Below are 26,532 nucleotides of genomic sequence, written 5' to 3'. Positions count from 1 at the left end.
TCGGACCTTATGGTCTGACCTCTTTTTTGTGCGGCAGAAAAAAGAGGCATGAGCTGTATGCTCATACCCCGTTTATGTTTTATGTTATATCTTTACCCTGGGTACCCTTGCGGTTATGCCGCAGACTATCTCGTAACCAATGGTATCTGTAAGATGTGCGATGTGGTCAGCGGTTATCTCACTTCCGAAAAGAATTACCTCATCATCTGTGGATACCTCATCCAATTCGGAAACATCGCACATGAACTGGTCCATGCAGATACGCCCCACAATAGGACATCTTACACCCCTTACAATGACCTCCCCCTTGTTGGACAGTCCCCGTGGGAAGCCGTCAGCATATCCTGCGGTAACAGTTGCCAGCTTCATGCGCTTTTGGGCGGTAAAGGTGCGCCCGTAGCTGACGCAGGTGCCTTTTTCTATGTATTTTATCTGGGAGATCACCGCTTTAAGCGTCATAACAGGCTTTGGAACAAAGGGCAGCGAAAGACCGGGGTCGGGATACAGCCCGTAAAGAATTATCCCGAGCCTTGCAAGGGTGCTTTTGTCGGTGGTGTGATACACCCCGCCGGCAGAGTTGAGAAAATGCACCTGTTCAAGATCAAGCCCCTGCTTTTTGAGCTCGTCGTATACAGCCAGTATCTTCTGCGTCTGTGCGGCGGTGTATGCGACGTTGTCCTCGCTGTCCGAGTCGGCAACAGCATAGTGGGTGAATATTCCCTCAAGGGATATGTTTTCAAGCCGGGAGATCTTTTCAAGTTCGTCGGCGTTTGCCTTAACGTCCCCGTGAAGCCCGATCCGTGTCATTCCTGTGTCAATGGCTGCGTGCAGGCGCACCCTGCCCTTTGAAGCAGCTTGTGAGAGCTTTTCAGCAAAGCTGTACTCGGTGCAGGCTTGTATTATATTGCTTTCAATAAGCCTGTCAGCGTGCCGTGGGGGAGTGTATCCCAGTATGAGTATCTCGCCCTTTACGCCGTATTCACGCAGCTGTAAAGCCTCCGTGAGATTTGCCACCGCAAACCACTTTACGCCCAGCTCCTTTTCAAGACAGGGCACGATAATATCTGCTCCGTGACCGTAGCAGTTGGCTTTTACAACGCACATAAGCTCTGTGGGACTTTTTATGCAGTTTTTGTACTGCCGTAGATTGTACCGCAGGCTGTCCATGTCTATTTCAGCCCAGCAGCGGCGTAAAAATTCCATTTTCATTACTTCCTTTGTCTGTATTTTTGAAGGGAATAAAAGAATAGCTATTGAAAAAAATAAAACAATGTGCTATAATATTCTAAATGGTGTGTGGGCGGAGGTGAAACCGGTTGAAAGAAGTCAGCATCAATAGCTTTGAGTGCGACAGGCTTTCTACCTGTTGTTTCAGCGGTCACCGCAGCCGTGATCTGCCATTCAAAGGCGACCTGCATAAACAGGGGATGAAGTGCCTTTACAGCACCCTTCAGCTGCTTGTGGTGGAGGCGGTTTCCGACGGCTTCAAGACCTTTATTTCCGGAATGTCCGACGGCATAGACCTTATCTGTGCCGATATCGTCCGACAGTTGATCCTGAGCAAAAGATACGGCGACATCAGACTTATCTGCGCTCTGCCTTACCGTGAACAGTATAACGAGATACACAGTGCTCTTGACAAATACAAGTATTCCATTATAATAAACAGCTGCGATGAAAGGGTGATCGTTTCCGAAAAGAGCGATCCCGACAGATATAAGCTGCGCAATAAGTTCATGGTGGACAATTCGTCCAGGATCATAGGCGTGATGAAAGAAAAGCAGAGAGGATCCGGAACGCTCCAGACGCTTAATATGGCAAAGCGTGCAGGGATAGAAATGAAGATAGTATCACTTGCGAACAATCCGCAGCTTTATGTTGATACCGATTTGGGTATCGACCGCAAGCTTGAGATATACAACGAAAAAAACTTACCCTTATAGTTTACACCCAAACGGTTATAAGTTCAATAGTTTTGCGAAAAAAACTGAAAAAATAAATAAGGAGAAAGAAAAATGGCAAGAAAAAAGGCAAAAAAGAGATCTCAGGCACCGGTTGCCCTGGTGTATTTTATTACACTTTTGCTGGCATTGTCGCTTGTGGGAGGAGTGTCTTATTATTTTCTGAAAAAATATGATGTTTTCAAGTCCGAAGACGAAAGCTCCCAGTCGGAAAAGTCCACCAGTGTAAATCTGCTTTTTGCAAGGGTGAGCGAAACCGGCGAGTTCAAGGATCTTTGCGTTTTCAGAATAGACTCTGTGAAAAAAGAGATAATAATAGTACCTCAGCCCGATGTTACTAAAACAGCCACAGGAAAACAGTACCGTGAGGTAATGGCGGAGTCCGGCATCAACGGTCTGGAAAGAGCCGTGGGACAGGCTCTGGGAATACAGATAGACTACCATGCAACAGTTACCGATTCGGCATTTGAGCAGGTGGCAGACATAATGGGCGGAATGACATATACCGCACCCCAGGAGCTTTACCACATTTCTCAGAAGAGCGGAAAGGACGATATATCGCTGCAAAAAGGCGACAGAGCTACCCTTAACGCACGGCAGATAAGAAATCTTATGGACCTTAAGATCTTCAATAATAATAAGCAGGGCAACCTGGAGTTTATGGGACAGGCAATGGAGGAGATCGTGAACAACGGCTTCAGACAGGCAACAATGCTCAAGGACAACCTGTATAACATTTACGAGATACTTATGGTGGGCAGCGACACAAACATAACCAAAGAAGTCTTTAACGAGATAAGAAAATATCTTAATACCATGCTGGACGAAAGAGATATCCCTGCAAGGGTAATGCAGCCCGAGGGCTTCTGGAACAACGACTACACCGCATTTACCATGAAGGATGAGTTCAGGTCATCCGTTGCGTCGGCATTCGGTGTGAAGCAGCCGGAAAGCTCCGTAGTTACCACCAAGCCTACCGAGCCGGAATAAGATAAACAAATTTACGGGAGAACACAATAATGAAGCTAATGGTTATAATCCTCAACAAGACCGATGCCCTTGACAGCCTGCTTGAGGGAATGTCCGCAGCAGGTCTTGGAGGCGCAACGATAATAGAATCCTCGGGACTTGCCACCACTCTTTCAAGGCTGGACAGCAGCATTATAAGCGCATCTATCAGAGCTATACTCAGCGGTGCCGAAGAGGATAACCGCACCATTTTGTCGGTTATACGCAATGACCAGCTTGAGATAGCAAGAAAGGTGGTCTATAACACCGTTGGCGATCTGTCTCATCCGAACACAGGTATAATGTTCACTGTGCCCATAGACTTTGTGGAAGGCACAAGGAAAAACCGCAGCAGCTTTGAGCCTGCGATTGCGGAGCCTGATGAACAGACTGCTGTGCAGCAACAGAGCAAGGAGCCTGAAAAGGCGGCGAAAAAGCATAAGCTGTTCGGAAGGAATAAAAAATCAAGAAATGAGGAGAGTTAACAGAATATTTACAAAATACCCCTGCGAATATTCATCAAATCCTCTTTAAAAACGGTTTTTAGCCTTGCAAAAAAACAATAAATATGGTATACTAACTACAATAGGCTTTTATTAAAAGACTGGAATTTGACTTCCGGTCTTTTGATTTTGTATGGAGGGATTTTATGGAGAGTAAAAAAAGCACCGTTGAAAAAGTATGGGAGCTTGCACAGCCCATAGCCGATGAACTGGGGCTTTTCCTTTGGGACGTGCGGTTTGAAAAGGAAGGTTCGATGTGGTATCTTCGGGTGCTTATCGACAAGGACGGCGGCGTGGATATGAACGACTGCGAGGCGTTCACCAGACCTATGAACAAAGCCCTCGATGAAGCGGACCCTATACAGCAAAGCTATGTGCTTGAATGCGGAAGCCCGGGACTTGGCAGAGAGCTGAGAAGAGCGGAGCATTTTCAGGTGTGTATCGGTGATGTTATAAGAATAAGGCTCATAAGACCCGATGAAAACGGAGAGAGAGATTTTGTCGTGGGGCTTGTGGGGTACGAAAAGGATAAACTGCTTTGTCAGACGCTTGACGAAAACGGCAACGGAGTGGAAAATGTTGAGTTTGAGCTCAGCGACTGCGCTTATGTCAGACTCAACGACGACGAAGATCTGTTTGACGGGATATGACCACGACCTGTGACCCTTATCAATATACAGATATATCATCTTAACTAACGGAGCATTGCTCCTTATCAATAAAAATCAACCAAGCCGAAAGGCAGACCATAACAGAAAGGAACGGTAGGAAAAATGAACAAAGAGATATTTGACGCACTGGGCGCATTGGAAAAGGAAAACCATATTGAAAAGGACGTGCTTATCGAAAAGATAAAGCAGGGCATCATGAAGGCGATCAAGAGAGATTACCCCATGAGCGAGCACATTGTAGTGGATATCGACCCGGATAACAATAAGTTCGAGATGAAGCTGCAAAAAGAGGTCATGGACGTTAAGTATGTTGACGATCCCGACAACGAGATCTGGATAGAGGAAGCAAGGACATACGATCCCAACGTAATGGTTGGCGACTGGATAGATATTCCTCTTGATCCGGCAAGGTTCGGAAGAGTTGCTGCGCAGAACGCAAAGCAGTCCATAAAGCATGACATCAAGGACTACGAAAGAGCTAAGCTCATCGAACAGTATCAGGACAAAGAGCGTGAGGTGGTGTCCGCCGTTGTTCAGAAGGTGGAGCCGGGAACACTTAACGCTATCGTTACTATTGACAAAAACGAGGTATATTTCATAAGAAAAGAACAGATACCGGGCGAAGTCCTCAAAGCCGGCGACATGATAAAGGTGTATGTGGCAGGCATAGCAAATTCCGAAAAGAGACAGCCTGTTATCAGAATTTCCAGAACACAGAGGGAATTTGTCAAGAGGCTGTTTGAGATCGAAGTTCCCGAGATCGCAGACGGTACGGTGGAGATAAAGGCTATCTCAAGAGTTGCAGGCGCAAGAAGCAAGATCGCTGTTATCTCAAATGACCCCAATGTTGATGCGGTAGGTGCCTGCATAGGACCGAGAAAGTCCAGGATATCTGCTGTTGTAGACGAGCTTAACGGCGAAAAGATAGACGTTATAACATACAGCGAGGATCCTGCGGAATTTATCGCAAAGGCTCTTGCTCCTGCAGAGGTCATAAGAGTTGACCTGCTGGAGGATCTGGTGGACGGAGATAAGGTACAAAAGAGATGCCAGGTCATCGTTCCCAACAATCAGCTTTCGCTGGCTATCGGAAATAAGGGTCAGAACGCAAAGCTGGCTGCCGGACTTACAGGATACAAGATAGATATTCTTCCCCAGGTGCCTGTAAGCGAATAACGAGGAAATGCCTATGAAAACCAAAAAGATACCTATGAGAATGTGCGTGGGCTGCGGTGAGATGAAGCCGAAAAAAGAGCTTATCCGCATAGTCACCGACTCCGAGGGAACTGTGAGCGTTGACCCCACAGGTAAAAAAGCAGGCAGAGGCGCATATATTTGTAAAAGCACCGAATGTCTGAAAAAAGCGGGAAAGTCCAAAAAACTCAGAGTGACAGATGAGATAATACAGCAGCTGGAGGCTGAGATAGAAAATGAGCAGTAACAAAGCAGGGATAATAACCATGTCACGCAAGGCAGGAAAGCTTGTTACGGGTATGGATATGGTGAAAAGAGCCTGCTGTGATGCCGCAGCGTCGGCAGTGTTCGTTACAAAGGACTTATCCGAAAAATCGTTCAAGGAAGTCAGATTTACCTGTGCAAAGTACAATGTGAAGCTTTACCGGCTGGATATGACAATGGACGATATGGATCTTACAATGGGTAAAAGAACGGGAGTTGTTGCAATGACCGACAGGGGCTTTGCAAGGTCCTGTGCAAAAGACCTTGAGGAGATCGGAACTGATAAAAACCAATTTGAATCATGATCTGTGAAAGCGCTTCATGTAGGGGCGCTGCAGCAAGGAGGACATAATTGCCTATGGAAAAGAAAGTAGTAAAAACCAAGCTTGGTGAGCTTGCAAAGGACCTGAAGGTGTCAAACGGTGACATCGTCAAGTGCCTTGAAACATATGACGGCGAGACCCGCAAGACTCAGGCGTCACTTGTGCCCGAGGAGGTGGGATACGTTCTTGAGTACTTCACCCAGAATAACCAGGTGGAGAACTTCAACGAGTACTTTGCCAACAATGTTCGCCCCCAAGGGGAGAAAAAGCCCGAAAAGGCAGCTAAGAAAACTGTAAAGAAGGCTGAAAAGCCCGAGGAAAAGCCCGAGGCAGCCAAAAAGTCTGAGCAGAAGGCGGAGAAGCCGGAGAAGGACGAAAAGGCTCAGCCAAAGGCAGCTGAAAAGCCTGCCGAGAAGAAAGAGGTCAAGCAAGAGGAGAAAAAGGCTGAAAAGAAGCCTGCAAAGAAGCATGAGCCTGCAAAGAAGAAGGACGTTGGCGTAAAGACCCGTCTTGGCGGATTTGCCTCTGCCTCTGATGATAAAGGCTACACTCTTTCCTCTGACGATGAGGGCGGATATTCAAAAACCACTACCATTGACACAAGGGGAAGCTATGTAGAGCTTGATAAGTACAACGAAAAGTACGATAATCTTGCCAATACCAAGCATAATAAGAGCAAGGATAACCAGGCAAGAAAGCAAAAGCTGGTGCAGAAGTCCCAGCAGCATAAAAAACAGCAGTTCTCACACAAGAAGGAGACCGAGGCTGAAAAGCTGCGCAGACTGGAGCTTGAAAGAGCAAGAAAGCAGCAGCTCAAGGTCATGATACCCGACGAGATAGTTGTTTCCGAGCTGGCTTCAAGACTTAAAGTCACAGCAAGCGTTGTTATCAAAAAGCTTATGGGTCTGGGCGTTATGGCAGGCATCAACGAAGTGGTGGACTTTGACACGGCGGCTATCGTTGCGGATGAGCTGGGCGCAAAGGTGGAAAAGGAAGTCGTTGTTACTATCGAGGAAAGGCTTATCGTTGATGATGCGGACAAGGAAGAGGACCTCAAGCCAAGATGCCCTGTTGTGGTCGTAATGGGTCACGTTGACCACGGTAAGACATCTATCCTTGACAAGATAAGAAACGCTCACGTTACCGACGGCGAGGCAGGCGGTATCACTCAGCATATCGGTGCATATCAGGTAAATTACAAGGGCGAGAAGATAACCTTCCTGGATACCCCGGGACATGAGGCGTTCACGTCAATGAGAGCAAGAGGTGCAAATATCACCGATATCGCTATCCTTGTTGTGGCAGCCGACGACGGTATCATGCCTCAGACAGTTGAGTCTATCAACCACGCAAAGGCAGCGGGAGTTTCCATAATCGTTGCCATAAACAAAATGGATAAGGATACCGCAGATCCCGACAGGATCAAACAGCAGCTCACCGAGCACGACCTGGTCGTTGAGGAGTGGGGCGGCGACGTTATCGCTGTGCCTGTTTCCGCAAAGACCGGAATGGGTATCGACGACCTGCTTGAAAATATATTGCTGGTGGCTGAGGTCAAGGAGCTTAAAGCTAACCCTGACAAGCTGGCAAAGGGTACAGTAATCGAGGCAAGGCTTGATAAGGGCAAGGGACCTGTTGCTACACTTCTGGTGCAAAACGGTACGCTCAATTCGGGCGACGTGCTTATTGCAGGCACATCTGTGGGCAGAGTGAGAACCATGACCGACGACAAGGGCAGAGCTATTGAGCATGCAGGACCTTCCACACCTGTTGAGATAACAGGTCTTGGGGAAGTGCCAAGCGCAGGCGACGTGTTCAATGCGGTTGCAGACGAAAAGCTGGCAAGAGAGCTTGTTGAGCAGAGAAAGCACGAGGCTAAGGAGCAGGAGTTCAGCCAGTACAATAAGGTCACTCTGGACAATCTCTTTGAGCAGATCAGCGAGGGCGAGATGAAGGAGCTGCCTGTCATCGTAAAGGCAGATGTTCAGGGCTCTGTGGAGGCTGTAAAGCAGTCGCTTGAAAAGCTGTCCAACGAAGAGGTCAAGGTCAAGGTCATCCACGGTGCAGTGGGTGCTGTCTCCGAGGGCGATGTAATGCTGGCAAACGCATCAAAGGCTATTATCGTGGGGTTCAACGTGCGTCCCGATCCCGTTGCTAAGATGAACGCAGAGCAGAACGGTGTTGACATAAGACTTTACAGGATAATCTATGACGCTATCGAGGATCTTACCGCTGCAATGAAGGGTATGCTTGCTCCTAAGTACAGAGAGGTAGACACCGCAAGAGTAGAGGTAAGACAGGTTTACAAGATCTCCAACGTGGGTACCGTTGCAGGATCTTATGTTCTCAGCGGAAAGATCGGAAGAAACGACCTTATCCGTGTTGTGAGAGATGGTATAATAATCGCAGACGACAAGATGTCCAGCCTTAAGAGATTCAAGGACGACGTTAAGGAAGTTGCTGCAAACTTTGAGTGCGGCATCACACTTGAAAAGTTCTCCGATATCAAGGAAGGAGATATCCTTGAGGGCTACATCATGGAGGAGTACAGAGATTAGTTTTTTAGCTTCAAAAACAACGCCAGAAAACTATTGACACTATTATTTTGTAATACAGATATCAGGACCTTAGAAAGATCCGCAGGAAGGAGAATTGCTATGGGCTCACACAAGGCAGGACGCATGGGCGAGGACATAAAAAGAATAGTCTCGGGCATGATGCGGGAGCTTAAAGATCCCCGCCTGCACGGCGGCATGATGCTGACGGTGGTAAGGTGCGACATGGCGCACGACGGCTCATTCTGCAAGGTGTATATTTCAAGCTTTGAGGGATTTGAAAGCGCAAAGGAAGCAGTAAAGGGACTTGACAGTGCCAAGGGACTTATCAAAAAGGAGATCTCAAAGGTACTGGGAACAAAAAAGTGCCCCGAGCTGAGCTTTGTGGCTGACAATTCCATAGAGCGTTCGGCAAGGATAACCAACAGGCTCAAGGAGCTTGTGCCGGATGAGCAGCAGGATGAGGAGCAATAAGCAGTGACAAAGATGTGAGAAAGGACTTTTATATATGAACTTTCAGGAGATCGTGGACATCTTGAAAAGCAACGACAATTTCACCATACTCACCCATAAAAGCCCCGACGGAGATACCCTGGGTTCAGGATTTGCACTGTGGCATTTTCTGAAAAATATGGGCAAAAAGGCAAATGTGCTCAACAGCGAGGAGCTGCCCGACAGGTACAGCTTTATGTATGAGGGATATGCGTCTGAGGAGTTTGAGGAAAAGTTTGTGGTGGCGGTGGATATCGCCGACCCCAACCTTATCGGAAGCAGGCTTGCACAGTATCAGCAGCCCGGTGCAGTTGACCTTTGTATAGACCACCACATTTCAAACAAGCAGTTCGCAAAAAAGACCTATGTTGACGGTGACGCTTCTGCAGCGGCTATGCTTATATATAAGGTAATAAAGGCAAGCGGCGAGAAAATGACCGACATAATGGCAAAGTGCCTTTACACAGGTATTTCCACCGACACAGGCTGCTTCAAGTATGAAAACACCACACCCGAGGCGCACATTATCGCTGCGGAGCTTATGGCGTACAATATCGACTATGCCAACGTGAACAGAATGATGTTTGATGTGAAAAGCCACGGAAGGATACAGGCTGAGCAGCAGGTCATCAGCAACATGAAATACTATTTCGGCGGCAGATGCACCATGATAGTGCTCACCAAGCAGCTTATGGCTCAGTGCGGTGCGGACCAGTCGGAGTTTGACGGACTGGCATCGGTGCCCCTTTGCGTAGAAGGGGTGGATATCGGCATAACGGTCAAGGAAAGACATACCGATTATTATAAGATATCCGTAAGGACTACCGATAAGCTCAACGCATCGGAATTCTGCCAGAGATTCGGCGGCGGCGGACATATAAGAGCCGCAGGGTGCGAGATAAAGGGAAAGCTGGATGATGTGGTAAAGATGCTGCTTGACGAGGCGGCAAAGCTTTTTGAGTAATTATGAGCGCAAGTGATAATAATATAATGGGCATACTGCCTGTGAACAAGCCAAAGGGCTGGACATCCTTTGATGTGGTGGCAAAGCTCAGAGGCGTACTGAAAATAAAGCGTCTGGGACACGCAGGAACGCTGGATCCTATGGCAGAGGGAGTGCTCCCTGTATTTGTGGGAAAGGCAACAAAGGCGTGCGACATACTCCCGGACACAAAAAAGGTGTACACCGCAGGCTTCAGACTGGGCGTTACCACCGATACGCTGGATATTACCGGTAAGGTGCTGAGTGAAGATGCCGGCGATGTGACGGCACAGCAGCTGGAAAAGGTAAGGGAGCAGTTTGTTGGTGAAATAACCCAGCTGCCGCCTATGTATTCGGCTGTTAAGGTGGACGGAAAGCGGCTTTACCAGCTTGCAAGAGAGGGTAAAACGGCGCAGCGCACACCAAGAAAATGCCTTGTACATTCCATTGAGATAATATTATACGACGAGAAAACCCGTGAGGGGGAAATGACAATTTCCTGCGAAAAGGGGACCTATGTGCGCACTATTATCGACGATATGGGAAGTGCCATTGGTACGGGAGCGGTGATGACAAGCCTTGTGAGGACATACTCGGGAGGCTTTGACATAAAGGACTGTCTCACCATAGAGCAAATAGAGGATATCTGTGCCAGGGGCAGGCTCAGTGAGGCGATGATGCCTGTGGAAAAAGCCTTTGAAATGTACGGTGAGATACATCTTGACCGGCGGCTCACGGGACTGTACAAAAACGGAGTGAAGCTTTACCGCAGACAGGTAAAGACGGACACACCGGCAGAAAACACTTTCAGGGTGTTTGGCTCTGAGGGCAGCTTTCTGGGGCTTGCGGCGTTTAAGGACGATATGCTCACAAGTGTGAAGAATTTTTATTAGGTGATATTATGTTTCAGGATATACCTGACAGTGTGGATATAGAGTTTGACCCGCTGCCTGCAAATGGCGGCGACAGCGTGCTGTGCTTTGACGGCAGGAGCGTGCTGGTGCGTATTGATGAAAACAGAGCGGTGCTGCCAAAGCTATGTGAGCTGGTAAGCGGCATTAAAACTGTGTTTGCGTTCAAAGCGGACGGCATAAGGTTTTTTCTCTGTCTTGAAAAGGCTTGCGCACAAGGGTTTGAGTTTCAGCCCCTGAACAGGATAAGACACGTTGAGCCTGACACAGCCCAGTATGCGGTGGTAACAGGTTTCCACTATTATTGCTTCCACATGGAGAATAAGTTTTGCAGCGTATGCGGCGCAAAGCTGGAGCATGACGGAGCAAAGCGGTGCATGGTGTGTACAGGCTGCGGCAACGAGGTGTATCCCAAGATAGCCCCTGCGGTCATACTTGGTATAATCGACCGGGAAACGGACAGTATATTGCTTACACGCTATGCGGACAGGGAGTATAAAAAATACGCCCTTGTGGCAGGCTTTGTGGAAATGGGCGAAAGCGCAGAAGCGGCTGCAAAGCGTGAGGCTATGGAAGAAACCGGGCTTGAAATAACGGATATAGAGTATTTTGCTTCCCAGCCATGGGGCTTTGCACAAAATCTGCTTGTTGGATATTTTGCGCAAGTCAAAGGCTCACGTGAAATCAAAATGGACACACAGGAGCTTTCTGAGGCGGTGTGGGTAAAGCGTGAGGACGTGCCTGCGCAGCCGGGAGGGATAAGCCTTACGGGAGAAATGATGTGGGCTTTCAAAAGCTCACAGAGGTAACTTCGGGGGTAATATTTTGATATACCTTAAAGATGATGAAACGGTAAAAGAAGGTACTGCCTGCGCTCTGGGGCTGTTTGACGGGGTACACCGTGGACACCAGCTGGTGATCGCAAAGGCGTGCGGATATAAACAGCAAGGTCTGCGCTCTGCTGTATTTACCTTTAAGACGGACACGGTGACCACAAAGGGAAATAACGGCAGAATAGAGATGATACTCACGGACCGTGGGAAGCACAGGCGTATTGAAAAGCTGGGAGTGGACTACCTGTTCTCTCCGGGCTTTGGAGAGTATAAGGATATGTCCTGCGAGGATTTCGTAAGGGGCGTGCTAAGGGAAAGGCTCAACTGCAAGGCGGCGGTATGCGGAACGGATTTCCGTTTCGGAAAAGCAGCGGCAGGAGACCACAATACACTGAGTGAGCTTGGTGAAAAGTACGGTATCAAAGTCGAGGTTGTACGTCAGCTTTGCGATAACAACGGCGTTATAAGCTCCACCGTAATAAGAAGCGCCATACGCTGCGGAGAGATCGAGATCGCAAACTCCATGCTCGGGTACACATTTTTCATGGAGCTTCCTGTTGAGCATGGCAGGATGATCGCAAGAAAGCTGGAGCACCCCACAATAAATCAGAGGATACCTGACACACAGGTTATCCCCAGGTTCGGTGTGTACTGTACCAGAGTGCTGATAGGGGAAAAACAGTATGCAGGGGTGACCAATGTGGGCGTAAAACCCACCTTTGAAATGCACACCTCACCTCTGGCTGAAACATACATAATCGGCTATGACGGGGACCTTTACGGACAGACCGTACAGGTGCGCTACGACAGCTTTATCAGAGCGGAAAAGAAATTTGATGACCCGGGGAAGCTGAAAGAGCAGATAAATGAGGACACAAGGCAGGCGCAGCAGTACTATAAAGGCACAGGCGCAATGCTGAAAGAGTAAGCGGAAAGGACGAGATGAAAGATGAATAAGGTAAGGACAAGATTTGCCCCCTCACCTACGGGCTATATGCACATAGGAAATCTTCGTACTGCGCTTTTTGCGTATCTTATCGCAAAACAGCAGGGAGGCGACTTTATACTGCGTATAGAGGACACCGACCAGGGAAGATATGTTGAGGGTGCAGTGGATGTTATATACAAAACCCTTAAAGATGTGGGACTTAACTGGGACGAGGGACCGGATATCGGAGGTCCTGTGGGACCGTACGTACAGTCGGAAAGAATGGGTATGTTCAAAAAGTATGCCCTTGAGCTTATCGAAAAGGGCGAGGCATATTACTGCTTCTGTGACAAGGACAGGCTGGACGGACTGAAAGCGGAGCTTGAAGCTCAGGGCAAGACATACAGCTACGACAGACATTGCCGTGACCTTTCCAAAGAGGAGGTTCAGGCAAAGCTTGATGCAGGCACACCTTATGTTATAAGACAGAAAATGCCGACCGAGGGTCAGGTGACTTTCCACGACGAGCTTTACGGCGACATCACTGTTGACTGTGCAGAGCTTGAGGACCAGATCCTTATAAAGACCGACGGTATGCCCACATATAACTTTGCAAACGTGGTTGACGACCACCTTATGGGTATAACCCATGTTGTGAGAGGCAACGAATATCTCTCCTCCGCACCAAAGTATGAGCTTTTGTACAAAGCCTTCGGCTGGGAGGTGCCTACGTACATACACGTTGAGCACATTATGAAAGATAAACAGCATAAGCTTTCCAAGCGTGACGGCGATGCTTCTTTCCAGGATCTTATGGAAAAGGGCTATCTGAAAGAGGCTGTGCTGAACTATATCGCACTTCTTGGCTGGGCACCAAAGGGGGAAAACGAGATATACTCCCTTGAGGAGCTGGTAAAGGAGTTTGACATTCACGGGCTTTCAAAGGCACCGGCCATATTCGATCCGCTGAAGATGAAGGCGATAAATGCAAAGTATATCAAGGCTCTGGAGCCTGAGGTGTTTGCGCAGTACGCTATACCATATATAAAGCAGTCGGTAAAGAGAGATGATGTTGACCTTGAATATATCGCATCACTTTTACAGGCAAGGACAGAGGTGTTCACCGACATTCCCGGAATGGTGGACTTTATCGACGCCCTGCCTGAGTACGACAACGAGATGTACTGTCACAAGAAGATGAAGACTAACCTTGAAAACTCCCTTCAGTCGCTCAAGCAGGTGCTGCCTGTAATGCAGGCGCTTGAAGACTGGAGCATTGAGAGTATTCACGATGCGCTGTTCGGACTTATCGAAAAGCTGGGCGTAAAGAACGGCTTGATCCTGTGGCCTCTGCGAGTTGCGCTTTCGGGCAAGCAGTCAACACCCGGCGGAGGAGTTGAGATAGCCTACATTATCGGCAAACAGGATACTATTGACAGGATAAATAAGGGCATAGAAAAGCTCTCGTAAAACAAAGCAGAAAACGAAAGGAGGACACAAAGTGATAGAGGTAAAAAATATCACCAAGCGATACGGTTCGCAAAAGGCTGTTGAAGATGTGTCCTTCTGCGTGAACGAAGGGGAGATACTGGGCTTTCTCGGTCCCAACGGAGCAGGAAAGTCCACGGTCATGAATATTATCACAGGCTATATATCCTCCACCTCCGGCAAGGTGCTGGTGGACGGAAAGGATATAGTGGAAGCTCCTGCCTATGCAAAAAAACAAATGGGATACCTTCCCGAGATACCGCCTCTTTATGAGGACATGACCGTAAAGGAGTATCTTTACTTTATATATGACCTGAAAAAATGCAAGCTCCCTAAAATATCCCACATGAAGGACATCTGCTCTCTTGTTGGCATAGACAGCGTGTACAACAGGGTGATAAAGAACCTTTCGAAGGGATATAAACAGCGTGTGGGCTTTGCCCAGGCACTGGTGGGGGACCCGAAGATACTTATTCTTGACGAGCCTACCGTAGGGCTTGACCCACGGCAGATAGCGGAGATAAGAAGCCTTATCAAGAAGCTGGGGAAAAAGCATACGGTGATACTTTCCTCCCACATACTTCCCGAGATACAGGCGGTGTGCGACAGGATAGTGGTCATAAACCACGGAAGAATAGTTGCCGACGACACAGAGGAGAATATTCTGACTTCCTTTGAGGAGGAGAGAAAGCTTTTCCTTACCGTTGAGGGCGCAGGAAGAGAAACTATCCGCAGTGCAGTGGAAAAGCTAAAGGGCGTTAAGACAGTCAGCTTTGCAAAGGAGAGAAAAAGCTCGCTGGATGTGGAGATAACGGCACAAAAGGACTGCGACATTCGCAAAGCGGTGTTTGACACGGCGGCTAAAAACGGCTGGACGATCCTTGAGATGCGTTCGTCAAAGCTGACGCTGGAGGAAATATTCATACGCCTTACCGAAAGCGGCACGGATGTGCAAGAGGAGGTGGGCTGATGAGAGCGATTTTCAAGCGTGAGCTGAAGGGCTATTTCATCTCGCCCATAGGCTATGTGTTCCTTGCGGCATTTTATTGCTACGCAGGGCTTATGTTCTATGTTACAGGGCTGTCGGAGGGCAGAACTCATATGGATATGCTTTTCAGCTCCCTGCTGATAATACTGGTGGTCATCGTTCCCATACTGACCATGAGTACAATGGCACAGGAGCGCAGGGCAAAGACCGACAGATGTATCCTCACCTCTCCGGTAAGCATATGGTCAATGGTGCTGGGTAAATTCTTTGCAGCCTTTACAGTGTATCTGATGGCGATCTCAATAACTTTGGTAATGGCACTTATCTGTGCGGTTTATTCGCCCCCCGACTGGAGCGTGGTGCTGGGCAGCTTTACAGGACTGGCACTTCTGGGCGCAGGCTGTATAGCCGTGGGGATATTCTGTTCCGCTTGCACGGAAAGTCAGGCGGTAGCTGCGGTGCTGTGCTTCGGTGTGCTGATGTTTTTCAGCTTTATTTCCGCCGTGGCTGCACAGCTGCCATTTGAATTTCTTGTTAAAGCTGCGGACAAGATAGCTTTTTCAAAGAGATACTACGCATTTACCTACGGGCTTTTTGATATGTCAAATCTACTGTTCTTCCTCAGCGCAGTTTTCATCTTCCTTTTCCTTACGGTAAGGGTCGTTGAAAAGCGCCGCTGGAGTTAGGGGGTGCAGAGATTGAGTGACAAGAAAAAAGAAGTCTGCGAAAAAAAGAGAAAGCCCTCAAAAGGCTTGTCCGCAAAGTTCAGGCACTCCACATTGTCCATGATACTTACGGTAGTTGTGGTTGCAGCGGTGGTACTGGCAAATGCAGCGGCAACAATGGTCTTTGACCGTTATCCCCTTACGATCGACATGACGGACAAAAAGATCTACACTATTTCCGATAAGTCCCTTGAATATGTGAAGAAGATAGACACCGATGTTACGGTCACCGTCTTTGCCGACGAGGAGACATATACGTCTTTCAATTACCCGTATAACAAGCAGGCAATGGAGCTGCTGAAAAATTACAGCCGTGAAAACAGCCGCATAAAATACAGATTTGTGGACATAGACAAGAATCCTGATATTGCCCGCAGCTATAATGATGTGCGGCAGATGGACATTGTCTTTGAAACAAAGTCGGGAGATATATCCAGGACCAGAAAAGTCGGAGTATCGGATATCATCAATTTTCAGGACAGACTTGTTGAAGGACTGTCAAATTCGGGTTATACTGTTGATTCCTACGCTAAAAATAATCTCGAAGGGTCGCAGGCTGCGTTTGTGCAGTACTTTTCAAACTATATCCAATCGTCAAATGCCGAGCAGGCGTTTACCTCGGCGCTTCTGGCTGTGACAGACCCAAAGCCTGTGAATGTAGTCTTTCTCACAGGGCGTGGGGAGCTGGCTGAGCTGGGGTATATGAAAACTCTGCTGTCGGCTAACGGATATAACGTATCTTCGCTGGATATTACCGGCGGCGAGATACCGGCAGATACAGATGTTGCCGTTATATGTGCACCTCGGACTGATTATATGCAGCCGGAAACAGATAAGCTTGAAAAGTTCCTGTCGGGGAAAAACAAGCATATTCTTTGCTTTTCCCATGCGGCACAGAGTGACACGCCCCTTATCAACGGCTTGCTGAAAAAGTACGGCGTGAGTGTGGGAGAGGGAACGATATGCGAAAGGGATACGGATAAGTATTACAACCAGCCCTATTACACCCTTGCGCAGGATATTTCCCGTGAGCTTGAAAAGCATATAGACAGCAATGCTCCAAGGCTCCTTGTGGCACAGTCACGACCTGTGGAAACACCGGATACGGGCAGCTCGGATATTAAGGCGGAAAAGCTGCTGCAAAGTTCCGACGCAGCATTCACCGCAAGGACAGATGAGCTTGTGAACGACAATGTGGTGGTGCTCAAAAACGCAAAGCAGTGCTATGCAGCTCTGGGTACAAACACCGTTACAGGGTCGGGCGCAGCAGTTATCGGGACCTCCTCACTGGCGGAGGACCGCTTTATGGCATACGGACAGTATCAGAACAGAGAGTTTATCTTAGCTCTGTTTTCTGAAATGACTGACAAGACCCCGGGGATAAAGATAGAACCGAAAGTCCTGCAAGGCGGTGCCTTCGACATTACCCAGGGGCAGAAACAGGTGCTTAAATGGACATTTATCGTGATCATCCCTGTGGCTGTGGCAGTTACAGGCATAGTGGTCACGGTGAGAAGAAAACGCAGATAGGCGAGGCAGATGAAAAAGAAACTTGTGGGGATAATCGCAGGACTGCTGTGCTGTGGGTGCTTTATAGGAGTTATAATATATATGAGCCTGCCGGAAAAAGAGCAGGAGCATGAACATGAACACACAGAGCAGTCGGGCGAGGTGCATGAGCATGATGACATGGTGATAGTAAGCGGTGAGGATATTTCCGCTGTGACTGTGTCAAAGGGCAGCGAAAGCTTCACCTTGGAGGTTTTGTCCTCGGGGGAAACTCAGATAAAGGAGCTTTCCGGTCTGCGCCAGGACGAGATACGCAAAAAGGCACTTTTGGAGCTTTGCAAATCGGTAAAGGCGGCAAAGCTGGTGGAGGAGCACCCGCAGAGCCTTGAAAAATACGGACTTGATAAGCCGGTATCTGCTGCGACAATAAACTATAAGGACGGCAAAAGTGTCAAGGTGTGCATGGGGGAAATGTCGGTGGACGGCAGCCAGTGTTACACCATGATACAGGGGCAGGACAAGGTGTGGCTGGTCGAGAAAAATATACAGATGTATTTTTCCGGCAGCGCAAGGGACTATGTTTCCACGGTCATGTCCCCTCGGATAGATAAGGATAATACGGCTGATGCTAAGATCACCGTAACAAAGCCCGGGTCAGAGGACATGGTCCTTGAGCGCAGGGCAGGTGACTGGTCGATGAGTGCGCCGATAAACGCCTATGTTGATGAGCAAAAGTCCACGGGCACAATAAACGGCATATTCAGCCTTACCGCAGAATACTGCGAGACGGTCCACCCTGATGATGAGGCAAAGAAAGCCCATGGGATCGGTGCTGATTCGGTAAAGGTGAAGCTTGAACAGGGAAAACAGACATTTGTGCTGTATATCGGCTCTCCCGCAGTGAAATCACAGGGCGAGGAAAGAGATAAGCTTTACTGTTATCTTGAGGGCGAGCCTTCGGCAGACTGTATATTTGCCGTGGACAAAGAATACGTCCCCTGGGCGGAGATCACGCCGCAGGATATTATCTCACAGACCATGATACCCAATTATCTTGTCCGGCTTAAAAGCATTGTCATAAACGCAGAGGGCAAGACAAGGGAATACACTATATATAATACGGGCGAAGGAGTCGCAAGCGGGGATATTTCAAAGATCACCACCGAAAAGGTCACTAAGGACGGGGCGGAGTTGGATCTGGCGCAGTTCAGAAGATTCTACGAGTTCCTTATGAAATGCCCCGTGTCACAGATATACACAAAAGATGATAATAACAGCCCACGCATAACCGTGATATACAACAGGTCTGACGGCAAGGCTGACAAGCTGGAGCTGGTGCAGACGGACAAAGGCTATGGGGCAAGGATCAACGGAAAAATGTCGTACCTTGTGGATAAAAGCTGGGTGGATGCGCTGGTTGTTAATATAACTGCTCTTGAACAGGGCGGAGAGATCAGGACATAAATATAAAAAGCGGAAAGACCGCAACATTCAAGGAGGAATAAATATGGCAAACGAAAAAAGCAAGTTTTTCACCTACAAGGGACTTCCCTTGGTGAGAAAGGGCAATCAGCTCTATTTCGGAAATATGTACGATGAGTTTGTGGTGCAGATGGAAATACTGAGCACCAAGAAGGTGGGCGAGCTGGAAGTGGCTGACAAGGTCATGATAAGAAAAATGTCCACCGATATGACTATCAGCCCTCTTGAGGCTATTGTTAAGACCGCAAAGAAGGACAGCCTTTACGATGCGCTGGATATCGCCTGCGCATGGCTCAAGGTCTCCTGAGGGCAAACGGTGGGCTTAACGCCCACGACCGGGGCAGCGAAGCTGCCCCGCCCTGCGCCTGCGGCGCAGGCGTTTGCCCCTGATGGGGGATAAAAAAGCCGGGTTTTAATAAAAAAAGATAAAAACGGCGAAAAAGGGCTTGACAAAGGATATAAAATGAGGTATAATAGCTTTACCTCGTATTGAGGTCTATTTTTTTGCGCCCGTTTTTTGACGGCGGGAGAGCAAGGATCATAAGTTACCTCAGGGCTTGAAAAAGCCATAAAGTGAGGGAGGCAGACTGTGCTCCGATAGTTCTTGCGGGGTACAAATTTCGTCAGGAGGTGCCGAAATGAGAGTAAAGATCACACTTGCATGTACAGAATGTAAGCAGAGAAATTACAACACAAAAAAGAACAAGAAGAATGACCCTGACAGACTTGAAATGAACAAGTATTGCAAGTTCTGCAAGAAGCACACTCTTCACAAAGAGACTAAGTAATAGTCAGAAAGGAGCTATGAATAATGGCTAAGAATGATGTTACTAAGTCTTCAAAGGACAAGGCTAAAAAAGCTGTGACACCGATTAAGAAGAAAGGTGGGCTCAGACGCTGGTTCAAGGAGCTTAAAAGCGAAATGAAAAAAGTCGTTTGGCCAACAAGGAAAAAGGTCATCAACAACACAGGTATCGTTCTGGGCGTTATGACGTTCATGGGAATATTCCTGGGTGCGGTGGACCTTGGTCTTACCAAGCTTCTTGAAAATGTCATACTGAAAATAGGAAGCTGATAGTCCTTGTAGGTTTTAAGACAACTTCGAGATATGGAGGTCAAAAGCATGTCAGAGGAAGCAAAATGGTATGTGGTGCACACTTATTCCGGATATGAGAATAAGGTAGCAGAGAATATTGAGAAGGTTGTTGAGAACCGTAAGCTTCACGATCTTATTCCCGAGGTCAAGATCCCTACGGAGATCGTTACCGAGGTAAAGGACAGTAAGACCGTTGAGGTGGAGAAAAAGCTGTTCCCAAGCTATGTGCTGGTGAAAATGGTGCTGACAGATGACTCCTGGTACATTGTGAGAAACACAAGAGGCGTTACCGGATTCGTTGGTCCTGCAAGCAAGCCTGTTCCCCTTTCGGAAAGAGAGGTCAAGGCTCTGGGCGTTGAGACCAAGAGAAGCGAAAACATCACTGTAAGCTTCAAAGTTGGCGACAATGTTGAAGTAACAGGCGGATCCTTTGAAGGATTTGTGGGCAAAGTCGAGAAGATCGACCTTGATGCACAGACCGCAGATGTACTTGTTTCAATGTTCGGCAGAGAAACATCAGTTACCCTTCCGCTTACACAGGTCAAGCCTGAGGCGTAAGGAAAGAGGGAAAAATCATTCGTAACGGAAGCAATTTTTTATTTATATAAAAGCTTCCAAAAACGTGGGAGAGCTGAAAGAGTCAGCTCGCCTTACCACTTAATTATGGAGGTGCAAATAATGGCACAGAAGGTAGTAGGCTATATCAAGCTGCAGATCCCGGCAGGAAAGGCAACTCCTGCACCACCGGTTGGTCCGGCACTCGGTCAGCACGGTGTAAACATTATGGCATTCACAAAGGATTTCAACGAGAGGACCAAGAACGATGCAGGTCTTATCATCCCTGTTGTTATCACGGTTTATGCCGACAGATCATTTACATTTATCACAAAGACACCGCCTGCAGCAGTTCTTATCAAGAAGGCTTGTAAGATCGAGCACGCATCAGGCGAGCCAAACAAGAAGAAAGTCGCAAAGATCACCAAGGAGCAGATCCAGAAGATCGCAGAGCAGAAAATGCCTGACCTGAACGCTTCCAGCCTTGAAAGTGCAATGAGCATGATCGAGGGCACATGCCGTTCAATGGGCGTTGTAGTTGAAGGTTAATTGATCGCTGCGTAAAATTTTGCGCAGAGGTGGGAGGATTATTCCGCATTACCACTTTAGAGGAGGAAATACTAATGAAACATGGCAAGAAGTATGTTGAGAGCGCAAAGGCTGTCGACAGAACTAAAGCATATGAAGCTCCTGAGGCTCTTGAACTGGCAGCTAAGGGTGCAAAGGCAAAATTTGACGAAACAATCGAGCTCCACGTTCGTCTGGGCGTTGACTCAAGACACGCTGACCAGCAGGTAAGAGGTGCTGTCGTACTTCCTAACGGAACAGGTAAGACCGTAAGAGTCTGCGTATTCTGCAAGGAGGATAAGTACGACGCTGCCAAGGAGGCAGGTGCTGACTATGTTGGCGGCATGGATCTTGTTGACAAGATCATGAAGGAAAACTGGATGGAATTTGACGTTGTAGTTGCATCACCCGACATGATGGGCGTTGTAGGACGTCTTGGTAAGGTCCTCGGTCCTCGTGGACTTATGCCAAACCCAAAGGCAGGTACAGTTACACCTGACGTTGCAAAGGCTGTTACAGAGGCTAAGGCAGGTAAGATCGAGTATCGTCTTGACAAGACAAACATCATCCACTGCCCCATCGGTAAGGCTTCTTTTGGTGTTGAAAAGCTCAACGAGAACTTTGAGACACTTATCGGCGCTATCGTAAAGGCTAAGCCGGCTGCTGCAAAGGGTCAGTACCTTAAGAGCGTTGTTGTAGCTTCTACAATGGGTCCCGGAATCAAGATCAGCACTGCTAAGTACGGCAACTGATTTGATATAACTGAATGGAATTGTGAATTTAAAAGAGCTATGGTTTGTTCCATAGCTCTTTTTGTGTGCCTGAAAATGCAGAAAAAATATCCCCTGCATGTGCAGGGGATATTGATATAACTAGCCCATTACTACCTCAACGGTGTGCTCTGTGCCGCTTTCAAATACAGGCAGAACATTTCCATTTACCTTTACGCCGTCACAAACAACGGACTTAACGCCCTTTGAAACGTGATCCGGGTTGGTAATGGTGATGTTGTAGGTGTTTCCTCTGAACATTCTTCTGAGCTTGAAGCCGTCCCAAGCTTCAGGAATAGACGGATCGATCTTCAGACCGTCATAGTCAGGGATACAGCCAAGGATGTACTGGGAAATTGCAACAAAGTTCCAGGAAGCTGTACCTGTTAGCCAGGAGTTCTTAGCCTCGCCGTGACGCTTAGCATCCTTACCTGCTATCATCTGAGCGTAAACATATGGCTCAGTTCTGTGCAGATCGGAGATGTCCTCAAGATATGCCGGAGCGATCTTGGAGTAGTACTCAAATGCCTTGTCGCCGTGACCGATAGCAGCCTCAGCGCAGATTATCCATGCGTTGTTGTGGCAGAAGATACCTGCGTTCTCCTTATATCCGCCCGGATAAGTGGAGATCTCACCGTACTCTTTATAATACTTTGTAAATGCAGGGTTGTTAAGAACAAGACCGTACTTGGTATTAAGGTACTTGTCCACGCTCTGCATGGTAAGGATATCCTTTCCGGACTCCTTGCCAAGACCGGCCATAACAGCAAAGCCCTGTGGCTCGATGAAGATCTTGCCCTCTTCGCACTCCTTGGAGCCCATCTTCTTGCCGAAGTCATCATAAGCTCTGAGGAACCACTCGCCGTCGAAAGCGTGATCCATTGTGTTCTTGTTCATCTTGTCGATCTCAGCCTGAGCCTTGTCAGCCTCGTCGTCAAGACCCTGATGCTTGCAAAGTGCAACGTACTCAGGTCCTACAAATGCCATCATTGTAGCAACCAGAACGGACTCTGCAACACGGCTGAACTTCTGCTCGCCGTACTTAGGGCTGGTATATGTCTGGAAGCTCTCGCCCGGAGTGTCGGAATGACAGCTAAGGTTGATACAGTCGTTCCAGTCAGCACGCATAGCCAGAGGCAGTCCGTGAGGACCAACGTTTGTTGCAACGTGCCAGAAGCTCATCTTCAGGTGGTGCATAAGGGACTGAGCCTTGCTCTCGTCGTTATCGTAAGGAACCTGCTCGTCAAGAATTGAGTAGTCGCCGGTTTCCTTTATGTACTGTGCGGTAGAAAGGATCATCCACAGCGGGTCGTCGGAGAAGTCGCCGCCGATAGCATCGTTGCCCTTCTTTGTAAGAGGCTGGTACTGGTGATAGCATCCGCCGTCCTCAAACTGTGTAGCGGCAAGATCGAGGATCCTCTGTCTTGCTCTGTCAGGGATCTGGTGAACGAAGCCGAGAAGATCCTGGTTGGAGTCACGGAAGCCCATTCCTCTGCCGATACCGCTTTCAAAGTAGGAAGCAGATCTTGACATATTGAATGTAACCATGCACTGATACTGGTTCCAGATGTTGACCATTCTGTTGAGCTTTTCGTCGCTTGTTTCAACGTGATACTGTGCAAGCAGAGCGTTCCAGGAATCCTTCAGATCAGCAAGAGCCTTGTCAGCCTTTTCAGCTGTGTTCATAGCCTCGATCATAGCGTAAGCCTTGGATTTGTTCATGCTTCCGTCAGCGTTCCACTTGTCTGCGCCGTTCTCAACATAGCCCAGGATAAACACCAGAGTTTTCTCCTCGCCTGCTGCCAGAGTAACGTCAACGCAATGTGAAGCAACAGGTGACCAGCCGTCTGCAACGGAGTTGGAAGGCTTGCCCTCAAAAACGGTGCCCGGGTTAGCAAAGCCGTTGTAGATGCCGCCCATGAAGCTTTCTCTGTCGGTATCAAAACCGCTTATATCGGTGTTTACAGTATAGAATGCAAAGTGGTCTCTTCTCTCTTTATACTCGGTCTTATGGAATATAGTAGAGCCTTCGATCTCCACCTCGCCGGTGTTGAAGTTTCTCTGGAAGTTTTCACCGTCGTCCTGAGCGTTCCACAGGCACCACTCAAGGAACGAGAACAGCTTAAAGCTTTTTGGTGCGCCGGAGGTGTTCTTGAGAACGACCTTCTGGACCTCGCCGTTATAATTCTGAGGAACGAAGAAGGACACCTCAGCCTCGATCCCGTTTCTTTCGCCCTTGATGATGGTATAACCCATACCGTGGCGGCAGGAATAGTTTTCAAGCTCTGCCTTAACAGGGCTCCAGCCAGGATTCCATACATCACCGTTATCGTTGATGTAGAAATATCTTCCGCCCATATCAACAGGAACGTTATTGTAACGATAACGTGTTATTCTTCTCAGTCTGGCATCCTTAAAGAAAGAATATCCTCCTGCGGTGTTGGAGATAAGGGAGAAGAACTCCTGTGTTCCCAGATAGTTGATCCATGGGTATGGAGTACGTGGGTTTGTGATGACATATTCCTTGTTTACGTCATCAAAAAATCCAAATTTCATAAGTGTTCCACCTTTCGTGTTAATATGTATAAAAATTAATTTTCATTAATTATTACCCTGTTGAAACAAGCTCTGCACTTTTGTATATTACGGATCTGTCGTAGTATACTATTTTTGCGTTTGAACGATAAAAGGAAACGTCGGTATATTTGTCCTTTGCTTCCGATATCTGGTTATAAGCAAATCCGGAGCCTGTGTCGGAATAATTTCCTGCGCAAAGCTCGCTGTATTTATCCTGCGGGATCTCAAGAAGTATCCCGTCGCCGTTATCATCAAAGGCGGCGTAGTATTTCCCCGACTTGTCCTTGCAAAGGGTATAGCTGCTCAGCTCTGCGGTGCGTGGATGTTTAAGCTCGCCCCTTATTCTAAGAACAGGCATTAGTGAAGTTGCCGCAAAAAAGATGACCAGGATGCCTGTGCCGAATGAAAATATCAGTTGTTCGATAGAGCTTTGTCTGCCGTTCCATGTCTTTATGAATACAACGATAAAAGCAATTATTAGTACACACATTATCACAAATCGCACCAGATTTGCTCTGAAGAACTTTTCCACCGTGGCTTTTCCGCCGAGATAATCGGCACCCTTTACCATGGCTTCCTTTATGAGCGCTGCGCCTATACACAGCAGTGCGAAAATTGCGAACAAAGGTCCCCATTTTGACTTTTCTTTCTGCATCGCACGGTATCTTTCCGCCGCCGCATCAAAACTTTCCCACAGTCTCATATCTAAGCTTTCCTTGTGGCAAATCTCTGCCAGCAGGTGTAGACTTGTCCCTTTGAAAGCTCGCAGTATCCCGATACTTCATGGGGAAGTGAAAGATTGGTGCAGTTTATCATTGCCGTCATAGGCTCTGGGCAGAAGTAGTGGTTTACTCCGTTGTGGTTCCACATATTCCAGAATCTGAACTCCCTTGACACCTCGTTGAGAACAAGTGTGCCCTTTGCGGTATCCTTAACATATGCGCCATAGAAATCCTCGTCGTCAAGCTTGTTCGTTCCGGCTGTGTACATATCGTTGTCAATGACCTGAAGGGTAGGCATTTTGCCTGTGAGATACTCCTTGTCCCAGTCGTTAAGCTCCAAAAGCTTTTCGGTGGGCAGGCATCTTTCGTTCAGCTCGCATCTTTTGCCTATGGGAACGAACAGCCTCAGATCCTTTTCCTCTCCTCCGTCCACCATTGGAGCATTGATGGTCGTGTGGGTGCAAAGGGTGACCGGAAGAGCTTTTTCGCTGAGATTTATAAGGTTTATCTCCTGTTTCAGACCCTCATCGGAAAGGGTGAAAGTATAGGATATCCTGAAATCAACAGGGAAAAATGTGTACATCTCATCGCTGCTGTCATGGGTGAATGATGTTACAAGCACGCATTTGTCGTCAGTGTCACTTGTGCTCTCTATCACGTGGGGGCGTCTGTGCACCCAGCCGTGCATATAGTTGTGCTGATCCGGCACGTTTATCGGCATTTTGTAAAGTCCGTCCGAGGTCTTTATTTTTCCGTCCTCAAAACGGTTGGGAAGATAAAGAGTGGGAAGTCCCCAGATCTCTCGCTCGGTTTCAAGCTGCTGTGCAGATGCGTTTTCATCATAACGGAAAACGTCTATCTTGTTTTCTTCGTCACGAAGACGAAGCACCGATGCGCCCAGAGAAGGAGCCACAACACAGGAATATTTTCCGTGCTGCATTTTTACACACCTGATGCCTTTGAAGTCATAGTCACTAATTATACTGTTCATTTGAACTTTCCTTTTTCTTTGTTTGATTTACATAAAGTTATTATATCACATTCTCTATTTTTTGTCCAGTATTTATACAAATTATTTCATAGAATTTGTCCGTGTTTTTTAAGTAGTATTTACCAAAAAAACGCTGAATAAAAACAAAAGGAAGGTCAATAATAGTCATACAGAGCACGATGATGCTCTGAAAGGAGGTTTTTAAATGTTAGACAGGATAGCATTGGTGCTGCTTATCATAGGCGGCATAAACTGGGGACTTATCGGTATATTCCAGTTTGACCTTGTGGCGTTCCTTTTCGGCGGAATGGGAGCGGTCATCAGCAGGATAATCTACAGCCTGGTAGCAGTAAGCGCATTGTGGTGCATCTCGCTGCTGTTCAGAGACAACGAGCTTGTAAGAGAGCAATAATTCCTGCGGCTTGGCTTCGGCATTG

At 47.8% G+C, this 26,532-nt stretch carries 29 protein-coding genes; 25 read left to right on the top strand and 4 right to left on the bottom strand.

Annotated features, from left to right (window positions below):
• Positions 1 to 84 precede the first annotated feature (84 nt).
• On the bottom strand, positions 85 to 1,203 hold the full coding sequence (alr, locus tag T494_RS0103290) for an alanine racemase (protein ID WP_028505065.1): 1,119 nt from the start codon (positions 1,201 to 1,203) through the stop codon (positions 85 to 87).
• 113 nt (positions 1,204 to 1,316) lie between these two features.
• Between alr and T494_RS12145 the strand changes: the two genes are divergently transcribed.
• The 24 genes from T494_RS12145 (at position 1,317) to rplA (ending at position 21,787) form a co-directional block, all read left to right on the top strand.
• Positions 1,317 to 1,943, top strand: coding sequence for an SLOG family protein (locus T494_RS12145; protein ID WP_051539979.1), 627 nt, complete (start codon positions 1,317 to 1,319; stop codon positions 1,941 to 1,943).
• A gap of 72 nt (positions 1,944 to 2,015) precedes the next feature.
• The gene (locus T494_RS12140; protein ID WP_051539976.1) at positions 2,016 to 2,951 is read left to right on the top strand and encodes an LCP family protein; all 936 of its coding nucleotides are present in this window, start codon (positions 2,016 to 2,018) and stop codon (positions 2,949 to 2,951) included.
• Between the two features lie 29 nt (positions 2,952 to 2,980).
• Positions 2,981 to 3,454 (top strand): hypothetical protein, encoded by a 474-nt coding sequence (locus tag T494_RS12135; protein WP_051539975.1) that lies wholly within the window; start codon positions 2,981 to 2,983, stop codon positions 3,452 to 3,454.
• Positions 3,455 to 3,618: 164 nt separating this feature from the next.
• On the top strand, positions 3,619 to 4,122 hold the full coding sequence (gene rimP / locus T494_RS0103270; protein ID WP_028505064.1) for a ribosome maturation factor RimP: 504 nt from the start codon (positions 3,619 to 3,621) through the stop codon (positions 4,120 to 4,122).
• A gap of 123 nt (positions 4,123 to 4,245) precedes the next feature.
• Positions 4,246 to 5,319 (top strand): transcription termination factor NusA, encoded by a 1,074-nt coding sequence (nusA, locus tag T494_RS0103265; RefSeq protein ID WP_028505063.1) that lies wholly within the window; start codon positions 4,246 to 4,248, stop codon positions 5,317 to 5,319.
• 13 nt (positions 5,320 to 5,332) lie between these two features.
• The gene (locus T494_RS0103260; RefSeq protein WP_028505062.1) at positions 5,333 to 5,584 is read left to right on the top strand and encodes a YlxR family protein; all 252 of its coding nucleotides are present in this window, start codon (positions 5,333 to 5,335) and stop codon (positions 5,582 to 5,584) included.
• Positions 5,574 to 5,906 (top strand): ribosomal L7Ae/L30e/S12e/Gadd45 family protein, encoded by a 333-nt coding sequence (locus T494_RS0103255; protein ID WP_028505061.1) that lies wholly within the window; start codon positions 5,574 to 5,576, stop codon positions 5,904 to 5,906. Before T494_RS0103260 ends, T494_RS0103255 begins: the two co-directional genes overlap by 11 nt.
• A gap of 53 nt (positions 5,907 to 5,959) precedes the next feature.
• On the top strand, positions 5,960 to 8,482 hold the full coding sequence (infB, locus tag T494_RS0103250) for a translation initiation factor IF-2 (protein WP_037343789.1): 2,523 nt from the start codon (positions 5,960 to 5,962) through the stop codon (positions 8,480 to 8,482).
• 99 nt (positions 8,483 to 8,581) lie between these two features.
• A complete protein-coding gene (gene rbfA / locus T494_RS0103245) occupies positions 8,582 to 8,953 on the top strand; it encodes a 30S ribosome-binding factor RbfA (RefSeq protein WP_028505059.1) in 372 nt (123 codons plus the stop codon).
• A gap of 34 nt (positions 8,954 to 8,987) precedes the next feature.
• Positions 8,988 to 9,935, top strand: coding sequence for a bifunctional oligoribonuclease/PAP phosphatase NrnA (locus tag T494_RS0103240; protein ID WP_028505058.1), 948 nt, complete (start codon positions 8,988 to 8,990; stop codon positions 9,933 to 9,935).
• A gap of 2 nt (positions 9,936 to 9,937) precedes the next feature.
• Positions 9,938 to 10,846: a tRNA pseudouridine(55) synthase TruB gene (gene truB, locus T494_RS0103235; RefSeq protein WP_051539972.1), complete on the top strand. Its 909-nt coding sequence runs from the start codon at positions 9,938 to 9,940 to the stop codon at positions 10,844 to 10,846.
• Positions 10,847 to 10,854: 8 nt separating this feature from the next.
• On the top strand, positions 10,855 to 11,673 hold the full coding sequence (gene nudC / locus T494_RS0103230) for an NAD(+) diphosphatase (protein WP_028505056.1): 819 nt from the start codon (positions 10,855 to 10,857) through the stop codon (positions 11,671 to 11,673).
• A gap of 16 nt (positions 11,674 to 11,689) precedes the next feature.
• The gene (ribF, locus tag T494_RS0103225) at positions 11,690 to 12,625 is read left to right on the top strand and encodes a riboflavin biosynthesis protein RibF (protein WP_037343786.1); all 936 of its coding nucleotides are present in this window, start codon (positions 11,690 to 11,692) and stop codon (positions 12,623 to 12,625) included.
• A 21-nt stretch (positions 12,626 to 12,646) separates the two neighbouring features.
• Positions 12,647 to 14,095 (top strand): glutamate--tRNA ligase, encoded by a 1,449-nt coding sequence (gene gltX / locus T494_RS0103220; RefSeq protein ID WP_028505054.1) that lies wholly within the window; start codon positions 12,647 to 12,649, stop codon positions 14,093 to 14,095.
• A gap of 31 nt (positions 14,096 to 14,126) precedes the next feature.
• Entirely contained in the window at positions 14,127 to 15,083 is a 957-nt protein-coding gene (locus tag T494_RS0103215; protein WP_028505053.1) for an ATP-binding cassette domain-containing protein, read from the top strand.
• Positions 15,083 to 15,787 (top strand): ABC transporter permease subunit, encoded by a 705-nt coding sequence (locus T494_RS0103210; RefSeq protein ID WP_028505052.1) that lies wholly within the window; start codon positions 15,083 to 15,085, stop codon positions 15,785 to 15,787. The genes T494_RS0103215 and T494_RS0103210 overlap by 1 nt, the downstream gene beginning before the upstream one ends.
• 12 nt (positions 15,788 to 15,799) lie before the next feature.
• Entirely contained in the window at positions 15,800 to 17,356 is a 1,557-nt protein-coding gene (locus tag T494_RS12130; protein WP_051539970.1) for a GldG family protein, read from the top strand.
• Between the two features lie 9 nt (positions 17,357 to 17,365).
• Positions 17,366 to 18,799: a DUF4340 domain-containing protein gene (locus tag T494_RS0103200; RefSeq protein ID WP_028505051.1), complete on the top strand. Its 1,434-nt coding sequence runs from the start codon at positions 17,366 to 17,368 to the stop codon at positions 18,797 to 18,799.
• Between the two features lie 43 nt (positions 18,800 to 18,842).
• Positions 18,843 to 19,124: a hypothetical protein gene (locus T494_RS0103195; protein ID WP_028505050.1), complete on the top strand. Its 282-nt coding sequence runs from the start codon at positions 18,843 to 18,845 to the stop codon at positions 19,122 to 19,124.
• A gap of 331 nt (positions 19,125 to 19,455) precedes the next feature.
• Positions 19,456 to 19,605: a 50S ribosomal protein L33 gene (rpmG, locus tag T494_RS0103190; protein WP_002848320.1), complete on the top strand. Its 150-nt coding sequence runs from the start codon at positions 19,456 to 19,458 to the stop codon at positions 19,603 to 19,605.
• A gap of 23 nt (positions 19,606 to 19,628) precedes the next feature.
• Positions 19,629 to 19,892, top strand: coding sequence for a preprotein translocase subunit SecE (secE, locus tag T494_RS0103185; RefSeq protein ID WP_028505049.1), 264 nt, complete (start codon positions 19,629 to 19,631; stop codon positions 19,890 to 19,892).
• A gap of 48 nt (positions 19,893 to 19,940) precedes the next feature.
• Positions 19,941 to 20,471: a transcription termination/antitermination protein NusG gene (gene nusG, locus T494_RS0103180; protein ID WP_028505048.1), complete on the top strand. Its 531-nt coding sequence runs from the start codon at positions 19,941 to 19,943 to the stop codon at positions 20,469 to 20,471.
• Between the two features lie 120 nt (positions 20,472 to 20,591).
• A complete protein-coding gene (gene rplK, locus T494_RS0103175) occupies positions 20,592 to 21,017 on the top strand; it encodes a 50S ribosomal protein L11 (RefSeq protein ID WP_028505047.1) in 426 nt (141 codons plus the stop codon).
• Between the two features lie 74 nt (positions 21,018 to 21,091).
• A complete protein-coding gene (gene rplA / locus T494_RS0103170) occupies positions 21,092 to 21,787 on the top strand; it encodes a 50S ribosomal protein L1 (protein WP_028505046.1) in 696 nt (231 codons plus the stop codon).
• A gap of 120 nt (positions 21,788 to 21,907) precedes the next feature.
• Here the strand turns inward: rplA and T494_RS0103165 are convergent, their stop codons facing one another.
• The 3 genes from T494_RS0103165 to T494_RS0103155 are packed head-to-tail and all read right to left on the bottom strand — an operon-like array spanning position 21,908 to position 26,095.
• Positions 21,908 to 24,361 (bottom strand): glycosyl hydrolase family 65 protein, encoded by a 2,454-nt coding sequence (locus tag T494_RS0103165; protein ID WP_028505045.1) that lies wholly within the window; start codon positions 24,359 to 24,361, stop codon positions 21,908 to 21,910.
• A gap of 52 nt (positions 24,362 to 24,413) precedes the next feature.
• Complete coding sequence (locus tag T494_RS0103160) at positions 24,414 to 25,085, bottom strand: hypothetical protein (RefSeq protein ID WP_028505044.1); 672 nt, start codon at positions 25,083 to 25,085, stop codon at positions 24,414 to 24,416.
• A gap of 2 nt (positions 25,086 to 25,087) precedes the next feature.
• Complete coding sequence (locus T494_RS0103155; RefSeq protein ID WP_028505043.1) at positions 25,088 to 26,095, bottom strand: aldose 1-epimerase; 1,008 nt, start codon at positions 26,093 to 26,095, stop codon at positions 25,088 to 25,090.
• A 205-nt stretch (positions 26,096 to 26,300) separates the two neighbouring features.
• Between T494_RS0103155 and T494_RS0103150 the strand changes: the two genes are divergently transcribed.
• The gene (locus T494_RS0103150; protein WP_028505042.1) at positions 26,301 to 26,507 is read left to right on the top strand and encodes a DUF378 domain-containing protein; all 207 of its coding nucleotides are present in this window, start codon (positions 26,301 to 26,303) and stop codon (positions 26,505 to 26,507) included.
• Positions 26,508 to 26,532 lie beyond the last annotated feature (25 nt).

This window comes from Ruminococcus sp. FC2018, from assembly GCF_000621805.1.
GTDB lineage: Bacteria > Bacillota > Clostridia > Oscillospirales > Ruminococcaceae > Hominimerdicola.
This window is presented reverse-complemented; position numbering and strand designations above follow the sequence as displayed.

Excerpts from the sequence above, each read along its gene's own strand:
- alr (WP_028505065.1), bottom strand. The coding sequence starts at position 1,203 with ATGGAATTTTTACGCCGCTGCTGGGCTGAAATAGACATGGACAGCCTG.
- T494_RS12140 (WP_051539976.1), top strand. The coding sequence starts at position 2,016 with ATGGCAAGAAAAAAGGCAAAAAAGAGATCTCAGGCACCGGTTGCCCTG.
- T494_RS12135 (WP_051539975.1), top strand. The coding sequence starts at position 2,981 with ATGAAGCTAATGGTTATAATCCTCAACAAGACCGATGCCCTTGACAGC.
- rimP (WP_028505064.1), top strand. The coding sequence starts at position 3,619 with ATGGAGAGTAAAAAAAGCACCGTTGAAAAAGTATGGGAGCTTGCACAG.
- nusA (WP_028505063.1), top strand. The coding sequence starts at position 4,246 with ATGAACAAAGAGATATTTGACGCACTGGGCGCATTGGAAAAGGAAAAC.
- T494_RS0103260 (WP_028505062.1), top strand. The coding sequence starts at position 5,333 with ATGAAAACCAAAAAGATACCTATGAGAATGTGCGTGGGCTGCGGTGAG.
- T494_RS0103255 (WP_028505061.1), top strand. The coding sequence starts at position 5,574 with ATGAGCAGTAACAAAGCAGGGATAATAACCATGTCACGCAAGGCAGGA.
- infB (WP_037343789.1), top strand. The coding sequence starts at position 5,960 with ATGGAAAAGAAAGTAGTAAAAACCAAGCTTGGTGAGCTTGCAAAGGAC.
- rbfA (WP_028505059.1), top strand. The coding sequence starts at position 8,582 with ATGGGCTCACACAAGGCAGGACGCATGGGCGAGGACATAAAAAGAATA.
- T494_RS0103240 (WP_028505058.1), top strand. The coding sequence starts at position 8,988 with ATGAACTTTCAGGAGATCGTGGACATCTTGAAAAGCAACGACAATTTC.
- truB (WP_051539972.1), top strand. The coding sequence starts at position 9,938 with ATGAGCGCAAGTGATAATAATATAATGGGCATACTGCCTGTGAACAAG.
- nudC (WP_028505056.1), top strand. The coding sequence starts at position 10,855 with ATGTTTCAGGATATACCTGACAGTGTGGATATAGAGTTTGACCCGCTG.
- gltX (WP_028505054.1), top strand. The coding sequence starts at position 12,647 with ATGAATAAGGTAAGGACAAGATTTGCCCCCTCACCTACGGGCTATATG.
- T494_RS0103210 (WP_028505052.1), top strand. The coding sequence starts at position 15,083 with ATGAGAGCGATTTTCAAGCGTGAGCTGAAGGGCTATTTCATCTCGCCC.
- T494_RS0103200 (WP_028505051.1), top strand. The coding sequence starts at position 17,366 with ATGAAAAAGAAACTTGTGGGGATAATCGCAGGACTGCTGTGCTGTGGG.
- T494_RS0103195 (WP_028505050.1), top strand. The coding sequence starts at position 18,843 with ATGGCAAACGAAAAAAGCAAGTTTTTCACCTACAAGGGACTTCCCTTG.
- rpmG (WP_002848320.1), top strand. The coding sequence starts at position 19,456 with ATGAGAGTAAAGATCACACTTGCATGTACAGAATGTAAGCAGAGAAAT.
- secE (WP_028505049.1), top strand. The coding sequence starts at position 19,629 with ATGGCTAAGAATGATGTTACTAAGTCTTCAAAGGACAAGGCTAAAAAA.
- nusG (WP_028505048.1), top strand. The coding sequence starts at position 19,941 with ATGTCAGAGGAAGCAAAATGGTATGTGGTGCACACTTATTCCGGATAT.
- rplK (WP_028505047.1), top strand. The coding sequence starts at position 20,592 with ATGGCACAGAAGGTAGTAGGCTATATCAAGCTGCAGATCCCGGCAGGA.
- rplA (WP_028505046.1), top strand. The coding sequence starts at position 21,092 with ATGAAACATGGCAAGAAGTATGTTGAGAGCGCAAAGGCTGTCGACAGA.
- T494_RS0103165 (WP_028505045.1), bottom strand. The coding sequence starts at position 24,361 with ATGAAATTTGGATTTTTTGATGACGTAAACAAGGAATATGTCATCACA.
- T494_RS0103160 (WP_028505044.1), bottom strand. The coding sequence starts at position 25,085 with ATGAGACTGTGGGAAAGTTTTGATGCGGCGGCGGAAAGATACCGTGCG.
- T494_RS0103155 (WP_028505043.1), bottom strand. The coding sequence starts at position 26,095 with ATGAACAGTATAATTAGTGACTATGACTTCAAAGGCATCAGGTGTGTA.
- T494_RS0103150 (WP_028505042.1), top strand. The coding sequence starts at position 26,301 with ATGTTAGACAGGATAGCATTGGTGCTGCTTATCATAGGCGGCATAAAC.